The 14,406-nt window shown below is 62.2% G+C and carries 11 protein-coding genes and 1 pseudogene; 6 read left to right on the top strand and 6 right to left on the bottom strand.

Annotation, left to right across the window (positions count from 1 at the left end):
* Positions 1-437: 437 nt before the first annotated feature.
* Entirely contained in the window at positions 438-722 is a 285-nt protein-coding gene (locus tag LH62_RS19410; protein WP_043363689.1) for a hypothetical protein, read from the bottom strand.
* Between the two features lie 308 nt (positions 723-1,030).
* Between LH62_RS19410 and LH62_RS19405 the strand changes: the two genes are divergently transcribed.
* Entirely contained in the window at positions 1,031-1,234 is a 204-nt protein-coding gene (locus LH62_RS19405) for a cold-shock protein (RefSeq protein ID WP_043363688.1), read from the top strand.
* Positions 1,235-1,528: 294 nt separating this feature from the next.
* Here the strand turns inward: LH62_RS19405 and lpxD are convergent, their stop codons facing one another.
* Positions 1,529-2,545 (bottom strand): UDP-3-O-(3-hydroxymyristoyl)glucosamine N-acyltransferase, encoded by a 1,017-nt coding sequence (gene lpxD, locus LH62_RS19400; protein WP_043363687.1) that lies wholly within the window; start codon positions 2,543-2,545, stop codon positions 1,529-1,531.
* A gap of 966 nt (positions 2,546-3,511) precedes the next feature.
* Between lpxD and LH62_RS19395 the strand changes: the two genes are divergently transcribed.
* Positions 3,512-4,075 carry a family 16 glycosylhydrolase gene (locus LH62_RS19395; protein ID WP_043363686.1) on the top strand — a complete coding sequence of 188 codons (564 nt, stop codon included), beginning with the start codon at positions 3,512-3,514 and terminating at the stop codon, positions 4,073-4,075.
* A 1,002-nt stretch (positions 4,076-5,077) separates the two neighbouring features.
* Here LH62_RS19395 and LH62_RS30425 read toward each other — a convergent pair.
* Positions 5,078-5,266, bottom strand: coding sequence for a hypothetical protein (locus tag LH62_RS30425; protein WP_144404547.1), 189 nt, complete (start codon positions 5,264-5,266; stop codon positions 5,078-5,080).
* Between the two features lie 1,766 nt (positions 5,267-7,032).
* Between LH62_RS30425 and LH62_RS30420 the strand changes: the two genes are divergently transcribed.
* Positions 7,033-7,485 (top strand): hypothetical protein, encoded by a 453-nt coding sequence (locus tag LH62_RS30420; protein WP_144404546.1) that lies wholly within the window; start codon positions 7,033-7,035, stop codon positions 7,483-7,485.
* Positions 7,486-7,860: 375 nt separating this feature from the next.
* Here LH62_RS30420 and LH62_RS19385 read toward each other — a convergent pair whose 3' ends face one another.
* Complete coding sequence (locus LH62_RS19385) at positions 7,861-8,124, bottom strand: hypothetical protein (RefSeq protein WP_043363684.1); 264 nt, start codon at positions 8,122-8,124, stop codon at positions 7,861-7,863.
* A gap of 1,265 nt (positions 8,125-9,389) precedes the next feature.
* Between LH62_RS19385 and LH62_RS31220 the strand changes: the two genes are divergently transcribed.
* Positions 9,390-10,001, top strand: a complete 612-nt coding sequence (locus LH62_RS31220; protein ID WP_160299856.1) for a transglycosylase SLT domain-containing protein — start codon at positions 9,390-9,392, stop codon at positions 9,999-10,001.
* Between the two features lie 269 nt (positions 10,002-10,270).
* On the opposite strand, the gene LH62_RS19375 is transcribed toward LH62_RS31220, so the two are convergent.
* Together LH62_RS19375 and LH62_RS32095 are read right to left on the bottom strand one after the other, a co-directional pair.
* Positions 10,271-11,350, bottom strand: coding sequence for an alpha/beta fold hydrolase (locus tag LH62_RS19375; RefSeq protein ID WP_236552580.1), 1,080 nt, complete (start codon positions 11,348-11,350; stop codon positions 10,271-10,273).
* 377 nt (positions 11,351-11,727) lie between these two features.
* Positions 11,728-12,447, bottom strand: a pseudogene (locus LH62_RS32095) (cysteine hydrolase).
* Positions 12,448-13,138: 691 nt separating this feature from the next.
* Between LH62_RS32095 and LH62_RS19365 the strand changes: the two are divergent.
* Both LH62_RS19365 and LH62_RS19360 read left to right on the top strand, forming a co-directional pair.
* A complete protein-coding gene (locus tag LH62_RS19365; protein ID WP_144404544.1) occupies positions 13,139-13,582 on the top strand; it encodes a hypothetical protein in 444 nt (147 codons plus the stop codon).
* 165 nt (positions 13,583-13,747) lie between these two features.
* Complete coding sequence (locus tag LH62_RS19360; protein WP_043363683.1) at positions 13,748-14,386, top strand: glutathione S-transferase family protein; 639 nt, start codon at positions 13,748-13,750, stop codon at positions 14,384-14,386.
* The last annotated feature ends 20 nt before the right edge of the window (positions 14,387-14,406 follow it).

Here is a 14,406-nt window from a genome sequence, read left to right as displayed (position 1 = left end):
AGCGAACTCGGACCGAATTATTGTCGAGCGGACGCCCACCGAGGAGAGTTCGGCCGCAAGCCAGGGCTCGGCAGCGCTCCGGCCGAGGTCGGGCATCCTGCGGAGGAAGCACCAGCTTGCGTCGCGGTGGCTCCCTGCATTGAGCCTGCGGAACTCCTCCTCGGCACCGATCGCGTGCATCCGGGCGTCACGCCGCCGCCCCAGGGCACCCACCGCCGAGGCAGGCAGGTCGGCCAGAATCCTTAGGCAGCGCTAGCGAACGCAACTTCTGCCAAGCGCCGCGCCGAAGGCTATCTCGTCGATCCGTTCGGCTAGGCCAGAGGTGCCGACGAGCGAGGCGGGTCGGTCTACGGGCGTGGTCCGGACCAGCACGATGTCCCCGGGTGCGCCCGCCTCGACTAGCGCGCACAATGGCGGTTGCCCGCGCAGCCGCCGTCTCAGTACGCCTCGCCACCGATCTCCGCCGCTGGGGACAACTGCGGCAGGCAAGCCGAGGCCAGCAGCACCTCCGCCGTGACCTCGGCATCGCGAAACAGCCGCGCTTCGCCGGTCCACCCATGGGTCGCCGAGATGACCAGGGTAGGCGCCCCCTCGATCCTGAAAACGGACGGATGAAGCAAGCCGTCGAGCACGCCAGGAAGCGGGTTCAGCCCAAGCAGGTTGATTTGGTCGCGCGACAGCCCTCTGACGGCTTGCAACAGCGCACCAACTATGGGCGCCATCACCTTCGTAAAAGAAGGACCCCAGCCCCGGCCGTGTCAGGCGAGCCGGAGCCGGTGGCGACCCGGCGCCACGAGACGCCGAGGAGGCGCTTGGCTTCGCCTAGTCGTCCTGTGGCGAGGCCCTGGACCAGCATGGCAGCGCTCATCGCTTCAGCGCTGGCGCCGCCAGCCATAAGGCTAAGTGCCATGGCGGCAGCCGCTAGCTGCCCAGACCGGGTGGTTGGATTGGGAACGACGGCGGCTTTCTGGTGTTTACCAGCCCGATCCGCTGGATCATTGCTGCTTGGCCAAAATGAGGAGCGCATCAGATGGCAACCGGCGCTGTGAAATGGTTTAACGCCAGCAAAGGGTTTGGCTTTATTCAGCCTGATGATGGCGGCAAGGACGTGTTCGTGCATATCACCGCCGTGCAGGCTGCGGGATTGCAGGGCCTCAGTGATGGCCAGAAAGTCAGCTACGAGGTTGTTCGGGAGCGCGGGAAAGAAGCGGCAGCCAACCTGAAGCTCGTTTGAGGCGGCGTCACCGCGGCTGTTCACCCATACTTCCGTACCGATGTTGGTGCGCTTGAATGTAGCATGGCACGGTCCCAGCCGCCGCCCGGCAGCGTTTGACGCAAGCCGACCAGCCTGAGGAAGTGACGCCGAACCCTTTCGAGGTTTAGCCCCAACTCAGCCCTGGAGCCGTTCCTGCACTCGGATCACGCTGCGTCAGAGCAGCCTCCGGTGGCTATCTCAGAGGTGGGAAAGACGGTTGGCCAGACGGCTCAATCGGGCCGCACGGAAGTGGGTCCTTGCGTCGCAGCCTTTTCACCCTTGCGGGCGCGCCATTCGCTTCAGGGAAGCGATCTGCCGGAAGACCTCGTGCCGCGGCTGGGCGGGGCTGCCGACCACAGTGGCGCCCGCGGGCACGTCCGACATCACGCCTGATTGCGCCCCGATCCGCGCTCCTTGGCCAATGCTCAGGTGTCCAGCCACACCCGCCTGTCCGCCAATCTGCACGAAGTCGCCGAGCACCGCCGAGCCCGCGATACCGACCTGCGCCACCACGGCGCAGCACCGGCCGAGTTGGACGTTGTGTCCAATCTGGACGAGGTTATCGAGGCGTGACCCGGCCTCGATTGTCGTGTCGCCAGTCGAGCCCCGGTCGATGGTGGTGTTGGCCCCGACCTCCACGTCGTCGCCCAGGACCACTCGTCCGAGATGGGGGACGGAGAGGAAGCCGGCCGCCGTGGGAGCGAAGCTGAAGCCCTCCTGTCCGATGCGCGCGCCGGGGTAGACGTACACCCGTGCTCCCAGCAGGGCATGGCTGAGACTGGCATGCGCGCCGATCCGGCAGTCGGGGCCAATCACCACGCCTTCGGCGATGGTGACGTGCGGGCCGATGCGGCAGCGGGCACCGACCTCCGCCCCAGCATCGACGAAGGCGAAGGGGCCAATCTCGGCCGAGGGATCAACCCGTGCGCCCTCGGCCACGCAGGCGGTCGGATGCACGCCGAGGCGTATGGGCGGTGCTGGGTAAAACAGAGCGGCAACCCGCGCCCACCCCGCATAGGGCTCTGTTGTGACAATCGGCACCGTGCCTGCGGGCACCCGCGCCAGCATGTCGGGATGCACGATTACCGCGCCAGCCATGGTGCCTTCCAGCGCGGAGGCATAGCGCCGATTGTCGAGGAAGCTCACCTCGGAGGGTCCCGCCATGTGCAGCGGGGCGACACCGGTCAGCAGCAGGTTCAGTGCTGGTGCCGTGCCCTCCGCCGCTTCCGCCACCCTGGCGAGCGGGTACGGCCCGCTTCGCGCGAAGAAGCGCGCATCACCGATCGTCATCCTGGCTATTTCTCCCTGGATTGGGGGTCAGGGTAGCCCGCCTTCCCGCCGTTGGCACCCCGGCGATGTGGCCCGTACAGCGCCTTCCCGCTCTGACCCAGCAGGACCCGTGGCACGTTCCGCGATGGGATCAGCAGAGGAGCAAGCGACCATGCCCAGGGGGCGTTAACCCGCGGCCGAAACCTCTTTCCGCGTAGAGGACGCCATCTGCCAAACCCCCGATCAGTTTCCCCATGCCGGTCCGGTCCAGGCTGGGGAATGTGGCGAGGAAGCAGATGGGCGCGGCATGTGGCGTAAGGTTAACCAGCGGCCACTTGCTCCCGCCCTGCCCCTCCAACCGGTCCACAACCCCGTCGGGAAACCAAACCAACTCTCGATCCCATCAGCAAATTCGAGTTCTTGCCTTGCTGAGCGAACGCTCCAACGGCGCAGCCTGTCAGACAGTCGCCACACGACGGCGATCTCACACCTGAGCCCACTCACACGCGCAGCAAACCTTCTTGGAATGCCGATCATCATCTTCCGCTTATGTCGCCTCACTCAGGCTCCCGGTCATGCGTCCGAGGCTGGCGGTGCTGCGCGGTTCCTATTTCGAATGACCAGTCGATATCCAATCTGTTTATGCAAGATGCGCGGTTCTGGCGCTTATCGATGTCGCCAAGAAGCTTGGGCTGCCGCAACTACTCCGGCGCAAGATACCTGTGCGAGAATGGGGCAGCCTACACGTTGTATTGGAATGCCGTTATCTCTGCGAGAAGATTTGGCTTGGCGTGACTAAGACGTTGATGATGTGCGGCATACGATCTGCAACGCGGATCGCTTGCAACTCTAGTCCCGATCGACAATGATCTAGCCTGTCAGCACAATTGATGTGGTTGACTCCCCCTCTCCAACGCCCTTAGCACCTCTTCGTGTGTACGGAGAACCGTTCACTGATCATGACAGCATCAGATGTGAGTTCATAAATTGGCAGATTTCTTTGAGAGCTTCGATAACGGCGTCGGTATCCTCAACCACACCTGGGGCAGCGTCGATACCAGCAAGGATGGTCAGGTTACGCTGACCGGCTATTCAGGAATCATGCAGCGGCCGTCTGGCGATTCTGCCGGCAATGGCTATGGAACTTACGAGTTCACTCTCTCAATGAAGGGCAATCAGCAGGGGCCTGCTGCACTGCTGTGGCCGGGCAATGACGAGTGGCCGGGCACGGAGATGGATGTGGTTGAAGTCCACAACGGCCGTGCTTACGGAACGGCACATCACGAGAAGTCGGATGGTAGCGACGGCTACCGCACCGTCACCTATGACGGGCTCGACGAGAGCAAGGTGCATACCTACACGCTCGATTGGCAACCGGGGAAGCTCACCTACGCGGTCGATGGCGAGGTCTATGGCACAATCACCAAGAACGTCGGCGAAGATTTCGCCCATGGTGGCGTTGATGCTGTTGTCGGAGCACTGAACATCAATCCCAACACTTCGATCACTCTCTACGATGTTAGCTACACGGCTTCCGATAACATCTGGTAGTAAGCTTCGGGGGTGGCCGGCGACTCCGGCCGCCTCTTAGAAGCGATGGTCAGATTTGGTTTCTCGCCAAGGGCGAGCCGCACTGGACCTAAGCGGGCTATCCGCCGCACTGCTGTTGCAAGCACAGAACCGTTTGCATGATGCAGCGTCAAGATCGCAGCAGAGACGTGTGCGCCCACATTCCTGTGGATCGAACGGGCGGCCAGATGCCGACGTTCAGACAGAGCAACGGCACCAACACGGGCCATTGCGGCGCGCTCAGCAGGCGGCCCCCAAGGATCGTGTTAAGCGGCATCGTGTGGGTGGTGTTGACTTGCACGATCCAGCGACCTCGCAGCCGAGAGGTTCGCAGAATAATTGGCAGAAGGTCAGGACCGTCATATTGCCTGTCCTTTGGCCGGGGTATGGTCCCGAGCCTATTAGACTATGGCACGCACGTCTTGCTTACTGTCACGCAATCTAGCACGCCAGCCCAGCGGTTCAGCCGATTTAAACCAGGGGTAGCCAAGCTCGCTGTGGCCTTGGCTACGTCGTCCTTGCAAGCTTACGCCGACCCGCGGCTTTACGGAGCTTGAGGCTGGATGTGGCGACGAAGGTCCGGTGATCCGCCGCTGTCGTATGACCACGTAGCTCCACCTACCCAAGCTCGTATCATGGTTGGACGGAGAGCATAATATCCAAGACGAACGCTTATCACCGTAGTGCAGCAGATCAGCGCGTCTTGGTATTCGAAATGCATGATCAGGCTGGCAACGTCGCACCGAGCCAGTGGCGCCTCGCTTTCGCCCATAGGTCGCGGACGCCATTGGCAGGGCTGGCCAATGTCGTTTTGGAAGGCTGATCCTCATAGGCACCGGCCCTGCCTACATGCAGCAAATCGGGAGGAGTGCTGTTAGCAGGCCCGCGTGGGTTGAGGGTGGCTGAACCCACCTGCCCTGCCGTGACGGCCACATTCCACTGCATGCTAAATTCCATGCCAACTACGGTGCGAGCGACGGCTGCTTACCGTGCCGCGATATCGGCGAGGTCCAAAAGGTTGTGGCCTGCCTCGAACACCTCGGCAGCGGAGGTTAAGGCTTCCACCCATTCTCCGTCCGGCGTTCCAAGATCAGGTTCAGCGGCAACAAGACGCTTAATCTCATTCAGAACGCGCCTGTAATCGGCTTCAGTGAAGATCGGCGCAATCTGCATGATGCCACTCCCAGGAAACAAAGGCTTACCGGGCCTTTTTCTATCAGAGGTAGAAGGCGCCTGTCCAACCCCGCTGAGAGACAACTCAGGGTAGTTCTGCTCAGTGTGGTTTTCCCGCATCACCGCTGGGGATCGGGAAGCCGGATGTTGTGTAGATGCTCAATCACAACTTATGATTGAATATAGCAGTTTAGGAACACCAAGATGCGCTGCGGCGCCGTCCTCCCCTTCCCTCACCCACGAAGGCTTCGGGACGCTGAACGCGAATGTTTGCAGCGCTTTGTGGTAGCAGTCCCGGGTGCAAGGGCCGACATCCTCATCGGCCAAGGTCGCAGAGAAATCGCCATTCTCACCCTGGTCGGGAGGCATTTCTGGATTGCCCGCAACCACACCGGCATAGAGGCGCGTGACGCATTCAACGGGCACCTCATAGCCAAAGAACCCTGCATTAGTCTGCTCCTGCCGACGATGGCGGCCGTTCTGCCGCCGGATAGGGCTACGTGCAGTGGCCTGCCCCAGGTCCCCCACTTAGCGCCATGCGAACCGGCGAAGCCTCCGCGGTCTCATACAACCCCTAGCCAGGATGACCGCCCGTGATGGATGGGCTGGGTACATCCCCGCCGCCGTTGTTCAGTAGCGGGAAGCTTCTATACATCGCACCGCCGAGGCATGCTGCGATCGAGAGCGCATCGGCTGAGATCGACGCGCTCCGGGACTATGCCGACCGGCTCGGGGTTCAGTTGACGGTGCAAGATGGGCTGACCAGCATCGACCTCGACTGGCTCTGCCGCCGCCCATGTGCGCCACCAGGGGCGGGCGCCCAAGTACTTAGCGCACTGTGCAGCTACGCCGACCGCACAGGTCGGCCAGTTCGCCTCATCGTATTGGCTGGCCGCGAACGGCTACTCACCTTTTACAATCGGTTCGGCTTTGAGGTCGTGCGTTCAGCCGAGAACGACATTGACAGCACGGAACTTGCACGCTTGCCAGGAACGTGTGGCCCTTCGCTTGGGATGCAGACCAAATATCGTGCCGCGGCACTCTCGGAAATACCGCCACGCGGACATCGGCAAGTCGCGGCATTGACCAGATTATCACCCCTATGCCTGAGGGCATCATTGAGACCGCACCGTTGGTTCCGAACGTAGCGGCCATCTTCCCAGTCTGGTCGCTCTGCGGACAAGCCCGGCTACCCATGTCGCTGTTGAACCTTGGTAGGACTGCTCGCCAACGGCGTTATTCGGCGTCTATGGGATATCTAACGAGCCATGCCGGCCAAGACCGTGGTGCCCTGTCGCACGAAACGCACCGTGATGATCCCCGGGCATCCCGAGGCTACGGTGTACTCCATCATGCAGTGCTCACGTCTGGCAATCTGCCGGAGGAGAGCGACAAGCTCCGACACGTCGCCCCCACCGTATGCAAAGGAGAGGCAATCCACTTTCCGTGCGGCCTCCCTAAGTCTCGACATCAGCAACATGCAACCTCGCGTTCAAGCAGCACCGGTTCGCAGCCCGCCAGTCAGCGTAAGCTCGCCTGATTGCCGCATACATTCTGCAGACGCATCAAATCGGCGTGGAGTGGTCACCCTCGTGTGCTTTGGACTCCACCGTGCGCGATCGCTGGCGCTACATTTGCGGCCTGTGAACGACAGCGAACATTTCGCGGTGATCAGCGCGATCGGAAGATGACGATGCACGCTGCCAGGAGCAGCATCTTCCGGTTCGTGCCACCAAGGTGCGGCGTGACGGAGGCCTCGTTCAGGGATGATGTCTCGTCTTGCGCTCGCCATCCTCGTCGCCTCGGTAGATGCCGCTACGGCGGGCAATGGAGCAATGCCATGGTGGCAGCACCGAAGGCTCGCCTTGCCCATCCCGGTGACGTTGGTCGGCAGTCAGTCGGTTGATGCTGGAACAGCGTCAGGGTTCTTCGGCGGCCTAACCAGCATGGGCTTCGCATGCACGGCGGAGGACATCACCCGCTGGCGGCTCCGACGTGTCCGGGTGGAATGCTCCCGCGGCGCTGAAGCTTTCCGCTACGAAGGCGGCTTTCCGGTGAGCTATGGCTCCGTAATCTTCGATCGCGTTCACCGCGACGGACGGCTGCTAGGCAGTGCCGACTTGATAACCCACGTCAACACGGTCATCGATTACCGAGAAGGCAAGCAGGACCAGTTGGCCGTGCAATCCTTGAGTGCCGATGGCGGTTCGGGAAAATAGTGAGATCGCGCCCCTGATACGCCATCCCTCGACACCACCCGCCCCGACGCAAGACCTGATCCGGCAGGTTTTGGGCGTAGTGGTGCAGTTCGAAAAGGCGAACCTCGTCAGCAAGCTGAAGGCCGTCGGCGATCGCCAGCCGGCCTAGGCCGCCGCATCGAGGATCGCCACTGCAATCGGGCGCATGTTCAGGCAGTAAGGAGATCGGCCTCGATTTCGGCTAGCGGGAGATCGCCGCAACCCTGGCTAAGCGTGGCATTGTCACCGCCTCTGGTGGCCACCTGAGCCCTGACGGCATCCGGCCGCTGGTGCTGACGCCAAGCGTAGCTTTGAAGCACCGTGAGGAACGCTGAGGTTCCCGCTTCGGACGTGCGGCTAGTACCCCATCTGGGTCATCGGCACGGGTTCCCTACTGGTCCAGTCCGCGGCTACCCCGCCCGTGATGACCTGAAGGACGTGGGTGACCTCGGCGATGCGTTGCGTTGCTGAGAACTCCTCATCGACCGTTAGGCTGGCGACAAATTCCCCACGGGCCTTCGCCTCGGTCTCGGCCTCGATAATCCGCTGCACGGGTTCGTCCCGGCGCTGGTTGGGGTATGTGATCACCCGCACGATACCAGTGACGACGAAAGTAGCCATGGCGGCATGCCCTCCGGTCGGGGCCTGACTGTGCGGAGCCCAGCCCTGTCATGTCCACGGCAATTATGGCGGAGGCGCTGTTCTGCGTATGAAAAGGTTAGCGGGTCGGCGCGGCGTAGACGACGATATGAAGGAACGGGACGGCCCGGCTGTCCCGAGCGGAATTCGGTGGGGCGCCCGCCGGGGGTTAAGCCGTCGATCGGCCCGCCGGGCTAGTCATTGGCTGCCGCGACAATAGCGGTCTGGCCCATCACGACGGTAGGCGGGTTCGGTGCGATCTGCCTCTCACGCATGATGGATACTACCTGCTCATTCGCCTGTATCGCGTTCTGTCGCGTGTCAAACAGGGAGACTGCCGCTGCCGATAGGCCTTCGGCGTCGGTACGGGTTCAGATGGTAAAACTCCGACCATGGCGGAAATTCGCGCGGCCGTTGGCAGCGCGGACAATAGCTCGGCAGCCTCTCAGATCATGCCGCTTGATTCTCCCCGTTTGGAGAACGCCTCGGCTGCTCAACACACATGAGCCGCGTGCGATCGGGACTGAACTGACGTACAGAGTATATTCGCAGGTCTAATGCAGGTAGGTGAGCAGAAACCCAGCGTTGAAAAGTACGAACTAGACGTTGCGTTCGTGTTCGAGCGCGGCTCAGTTTGTCACCTTTTTCAAAACGTGAATGATACCATCCCTAGGATTTCATCACTTCGGCGTTCATCAACACCAAGTACTCTAACTTTCCTACCACTTGTCCGCATCGTCCGAAGTGAGCCAACAGGTCAACATCGTCCAACCACTTCGGGCGGACAGCTTACGCGTCTCCCACCCTCAAGGAGAACCTGCGTGCAAAGCCCGCTACGGCACGGCGCCGTCCCCAGCGCCGCTAGAACAGATGTGCGGACCTCTGCCATGAGTGCGGTGATCCAACTGGCTATCGCGACGGCCCTTGGAATATTCTTCTTGCTTGCTACAGCGATGAACCGCGGAAGCGAAGCCGCCACGCAACGCCAAGCGTCCGCTGACGGCCATCGCCAGCAGCGTGGCATAGCGCACCGACCGCAATTGCGTGCTCCGGCACGGAGCGCGACCCGATCTATGTCTGGCCGACGCGCTGCCGCAAAAAACATCCCTGTCGTAGCGAGCCATCGTAGTCGAACTCGCCCGGTGGCAGCGTCTCCGCCCAAGGCCGATGCTGCCGTGCTCCCGTCGATCAGCCCGCACGTCCTCGTGGCGTTGCAGAGCGCTGGAGGGAGGCGCCTGGACAACCACGTGCTGCTTTTTTCCCTGGCATGGCGGGAGAGCCGCTGCGATCCAGAAGCCCAGAACCCAGCTTCTACAGCGCGCGGGCTGATGCAGTTCACTCGGGCGGCGTGGCTTGAGGCGATCCGGGACCACGGAAAAGCCCACGGCTTGGCCTCCTATGTTGTCGCCCTAACTACCAACCCTGACACTGGGGAGATCACAGTCCGCGATCGCCGCTTGCTGGCTGAGCTTTTGATGTTGCGGGACGACTCACGTCTGTCCGCCGCGCTGGCGATGGCGCGCTTGGAACGCGAGAAGGCCAACCTTGCGATGATCCTGCGGCGACCCGTGACGCACGCTGACCTTTACATGGTACATTTCCTCGGCGCGGACGGTTCGCGCCGATTCTTACGCGAACTCGCTCGCACGCCCTCTCGGCGAGCATCTGATGCGGTCGATCTGGATTCGATCGCCGCGAACCGAAATGTGTTTATTGCCAGCAATGGTCGCCATTTTAGCTTGCGTGAGGTCTACAGCGAGGTACGGAACACCCTTCGGTCGCAGCGCGTCATCTACGCAAGGCTACTTGAGCAATTGAACGAAACAGCGGAGGTGGCCGAGGTGGCGTCCACCCGCTGACAGGTCGAGGCGGCCACCCCCACAACCTCAGGCTTCCGGCGGTGATGATCCCCTTCCGCCCGCTCCAACAGGCGAGTGGCCGTCGCCGATCATGCCACTCCATCGCCGCAACCTATACTCAACCGCTCGTCCGGCGATGCTGCCCGCACGAGGGGGCGAGTGGGTCGTCGGGAGCGACGTGATAGGCCAGGAGCCCGAGACAGAACACATTTTATAGTCGAACTAACTATGGTTGGCGCAAGTTGCTGAATCCCACGCAGTCCGGAGGACTACGATCGCAGGAGCCCCTTCAATGCCTCGTCGATGTACCTCACATCGGCCGGGTTTAATCCTGGGCCTCCGGCGCAATGACCCCAGACGGACGGAATGGTGCGTAACTCCGCATTCGGCATGTGGGCGACCTCGTACTGGCTATCTTCGGGAGGGAAGTAAAGGTCCGTTTGTCCAGGCATCACCAACGCTTTGGCCGTGATCGCGCCTAGCGCCCGGTCGAAGTCGCCGCAATAGGTCCGATTGGCCGAGATGTCTGCGTGCTGCCACGTCCACAACATGGCTAAGAGGTTGTTGGCATCACGCGGCAAGAACAATCCCTCCCAGAACCCGGTAAGGAAATCTTCCAGCGAGGCGAAGCCCATTCCCTCCATGTCCAGACGTTCGCGGTAGAATGCTTGCGAGAACCCCCAACCCGCATAGACCCGCGCCATTGCGCGCAGGCCCTTGGTGGGCTGGCGCTCGTACCAACCACCTTGGAAGGCGGCGTCAGCGGTCAGCGCCGCCTTCACCCCCTCAAGGAACACGAAGTTGTGCCGCGAGGTTCGGGCAGACCCGCAGAACGGGGCGATGCACTCCACCATTTTGGGATAAGCCACTGCCCACTCGAAGGTCTGCTGTGCGCCCATCGACCAGCCAACCACCAGCCGCAACCGTTCGATTCCAAACACCTCGGTCACTAATCGGTGCTGGCAGGCCACATTGTCATGGACCGTCACGCCAGGGAAGCGAGCGCGGTCCCAGGGCGGGGGAGTGTTGCTAGGCGAGGAGGACAGGCCGTTGCCGAACATGTTCGGAACCACAATGAAGTACTTCTCCGGATCAAGCGCCATTCCAGAACCCATCAGCCACTCATTTTCGGTATGCTGCCCAGAGTACCATGTGGGATAGACGATAGCGTTGTCTTTCGCGGCGCTCAGCCGCCCGTAGGTCTTGTAGGCCAGCTTGGTCCCACGCAGTGTCAACCCGGATTGCAGGACGACATCGCCCAGTTCAAACACCTCATGATCAAACACGACCTTCTCCTTGAACACCGAGGTTGACGAGCCCTCCTGCAACTTCATCGGGAAGTCGGCCAAGCAAGTAGTGCTCACCGTCGATGTGAAGCATCTGGCCAGTGATGCATCTTGTCTCCCCCGAGCACAGCAGGATCAGACGATGGCGGCATGGCGTTCCCGATGGAGTCACTTTCTGACCGCAATGCGGTGGCCGCGGAACCGCCGAAGCACCCTTTCAAGGCACATCGGCTTCTTCCGCATAGCCTCGGCTACCGCTGCCCGCTAACGAACCTGACCTCGATCTCGGTCGGCCTGCCCGTGTCTGTGGACAGCCAATGCAGTCGGTCGAAAAGCAGCGTACAGCTTGGCTGCGTCCGTATTGTACATACCCGCGGTTTAGAGCCAGCAGACCCGTTCGATCCAGCAAGATCGTCATCGCACATCGGCCTGTCCTCCCGTTATCTCAATGACCCAGTGATAGCCTCGACGAAACGTCCAGATTCCGACACCCACCCGAACAGCAGTTGGATGGTCAGCAGCGACGCTGCGTGGTTCGTCCGCTGCTGATCGTTGGCAATCGGCTCCGCCGTGCAATCGGCGAGTACCACACAGTGGTAGTCGCGGAACATCGCGTCCCGGACTGTCGATTCCACGCACACGCTGGTCGTGCAGCCGGTCACCACGAGATGCTGGATGTTCCGCTCGCTCAGCCCCTTGTCGAGGTCCGTTTGAAAGAACCCGCTGTAGCGGTGCTTAGGGATGATTACATCGCCTGCCTGCGGGGCGAGCCGTGGCAGAATGTCGGTGTCTCACGTGTCCCTGACGAGGATACGGCTCGCCCGGCCATCGGGCGCGGATACCTCCTTCCCCACTCCCAACCGTGCGTGCTTGATCGAGTGTGGTGACCCAGGTCCCCCGGTGTCGGCGAGGTCGGGGCTGTGCTGCATCCTGAGATAGCCGATGGGAAGCCCGGCACTGCGCGCAGCGGCCAAGACCTGCGCCGTGGGCTCGACCACCCGCTCGATCGGGGTGATATCAATGCCTGCCCGGTCGAACATGCCGCCCCGAGCGCCGAAATCGTTTTGCATATCGACGACCAGAACGGCGCATCGCCTGCGATCGCCTCCGACGGGCTCGGGCTGAGTATCCAAAGCGATCACGTCGGGTTTGGCTTGCATCGGCTTCCCCCTGTGTTCAGCGCATTCCGAAACCAGCCCAGGCCGTCACGGCGGAGGAGCGCGGACCATCCGCATTGCCGTAGAGATGGGCCACCTCGACTTTCTTCCGGTCTCTCCCTAGTCGCTCGGGCGACAGGGACCGACAGTAAATGCGGAAGGCTAGCTCGTCGCTGGTTGGGTCACAAAGATCGGCGAAGTTGGCGTGCCTTTCCCGGATGGTAATCTCCACATTCCTGATGTCCGAAGATCGGCGTCACGCAGAGGCCAGCGAGAGCACCGGTCTGTTGACGCTTTCCTCCACGGAGGGATTTTAGTGTCCCCTACGGCAACAAAGCACGCGGGAACTACATCCGAAACGGCACACGCGGCCGTTGTGGACGGTCGGATGGGCTTACCTGCCGCATCTCGCCCAGCGACCATGCTGGCGTTTGCTGTTCATGGCCCGCGTAACGAGCGCGTCATTTCAATTTAATTTCTTTCAAGCCAAACGCTCTGGCCGGATGCTTCCCCGATAAAAAAAAGAGGAGGCGAAAAAATGCGGAACGTTGTCACGGCTGCCGCGGTCCTCTTGCTCGGCGGAACGGCCTGGGCGCAGCAGGCGCCGAGTACAGCCCCTACACTCCATGGACATGGCGTAGCGCCGGGGGCGCAGCAGCGCCCCATATCGGACCAAGACCTGATCACCAGCGCGATGTCAGCCGCACCGAAGTCGGTGGCCGAGGGCGCGACCATCATCGTTATGGACGCCAGCAATAACGCGCGCACGCTTCGGGAAGGCAGTAACGGCTGGACCTGCATGCCCGACAGCCCGGCCAGCCCAGGCCAGGACCCCATGTGCCTTGACCAGAACGCGATGGAGTGGGCGGGCGCCTGGATCGGCAAGAGGCCGCCGCCCGATAAGATCGGCTTCGTGTTTATGCTCGCTGGGGGCTCCGACGCGAGCAACACCGACCCATACGCCACAGGCCCCTTGCAGGGAGGCGCCTGGATCGACACAGGTCCACATGTGATGATTGTCGGTCCCGCGGTGGGCCGCATGGCGGGTTATCCAAGAGGCGTGCAGCCGGACACGACGCAGCCCTACGTCATGTGGCCGGGCACGCCCTACGAGCACCTGATGATCCCCATCCGTTGATGCGTCTGGGGTGGTGTCGTCCAGCGGGCGCCTCATCCGCCCTGCGCGTCCGCGCCGGTTGGCGGCTACCCCCAACCGGCAGGAGGTCGAGATCGACGGCGGGGCAGGCGGCCGCTTCATTCCATTCACCACCGTTGTGCCCGGTTCGAAAGAGGAGACTCCGAAATGCCCGTCGTGCTCTATGGCCCCGCCTACAGCACCTACACGCGCACGGCCCGGCTCGCGCTGGAGGAGAAGGGGACTGCCTACGACCTGCGCGAGGTAGACACCCTCGCGGGCGACGGCCAGAAGGCTGAGCACCTTGCGCGCCACCCCTGGGGCAAGGTCCCGGTCTTGGAGCACGACGGCTTCTCCCTCTACGAAACCGTCGCCATCGCTAGATACGTGGACGAGGCATTCCCAGGCCCGGCGCTGCAACCGGCCGGCGCGAAGCGCCGGGCGCGCATGGCCCAGGTCTGCGCCGTGCTCGATCACTACGGTTGGTCGCCGATGGTAATCACCGTCTTCGTCCAACGCGTCGTCGTGCCGATGCGCGGCGGGACACCCGACGCGGGGGTTATTGACGAGGCGATGCCCCGGTGCGGGCGGGTGCTGGCCGCCATCGAGGGGCTGATGGATGGGCAGGAGTTCCTGATCGGCAGTGATCTCAGCCTCGCCGACCTGCACCTCGTGCCAATCCTTGACTACTTCGCCCGTACCGAGGACGGCCGCGCAATGCTATCCCGCCACCCACGCCTGTCCACGTGGTGGGAGCACATTGAGCAGCGCCCCAGCGTTGCAAAGACGCGCCCAAACCTAGGGTAAACAAGCATCAGGCAGGCCAT

The sequence above is a fragment of the Belnapia sp. F-4-1 genome (assembly GCF_000802185.1).
Lineage (GTDB): Bacteria > Pseudomonadota > Alphaproteobacteria > Acetobacterales > Acetobacteraceae > Belnapia.
The sequence above is the reverse complement of the archived record's forward strand: the minus strand, read 5'-3'. Positions and strand labels throughout refer to the sequence as shown.

What these genes read in the sequence shown, in the direction of transcription:
- LH62_RS30420 (WP_144404546.1), top strand. Translation starts at nt 7,033, where the DNA reads ATGATGTCTCGTCTTGCGCTCGCCATCCTCGTCGCCTCGGTAGATGCC.
- LH62_RS19405 (WP_043363688.1), top strand. Translation starts at nt 1,031, where the DNA reads ATGGCAACCGGCGCTGTGAAATGGTTTAACGCCAGCAAAGGGTTTGGC.
- LH62_RS19410 (WP_043363689.1), bottom strand. Translation starts at nt 722, where the DNA reads ATGGCGCCCATAGTTGGTGCGCTGTTGCAAGCCGTCAGAGGGCTGTCG.
- LH62_RS30425 (WP_144404547.1), bottom strand. Translation starts at nt 5,266, where the DNA reads ATGCAGATTGCGCCGATCTTCACTGAAGCCGATTACAGGCGCGTTCTG.
- LH62_RS19360 (WP_043363683.1), top strand. Translation starts at nt 13,748, where the DNA reads ATGCCCGTCGTGCTCTATGGCCCCGCCTACAGCACCTACACGCGCACG.
- lpxD (WP_043363687.1), bottom strand. Translation starts at nt 2,545, where the DNA reads ATGACGATCGGTGATGCGCGCTTCTTCGCGCGAAGCGGGCCGTACCCG.
- LH62_RS19365 (WP_144404544.1), top strand. Translation starts at nt 13,139, where the DNA reads ATGTCAGCCGCACCGAAGTCGGTGGCCGAGGGCGCGACCATCATCGTT.
- LH62_RS19385 (WP_043363684.1), bottom strand. Translation starts at nt 8,124, where the DNA reads ATGGCTACTTTCGTCGTCACTGGTATCGTGCGGGTGATCACATACCCC.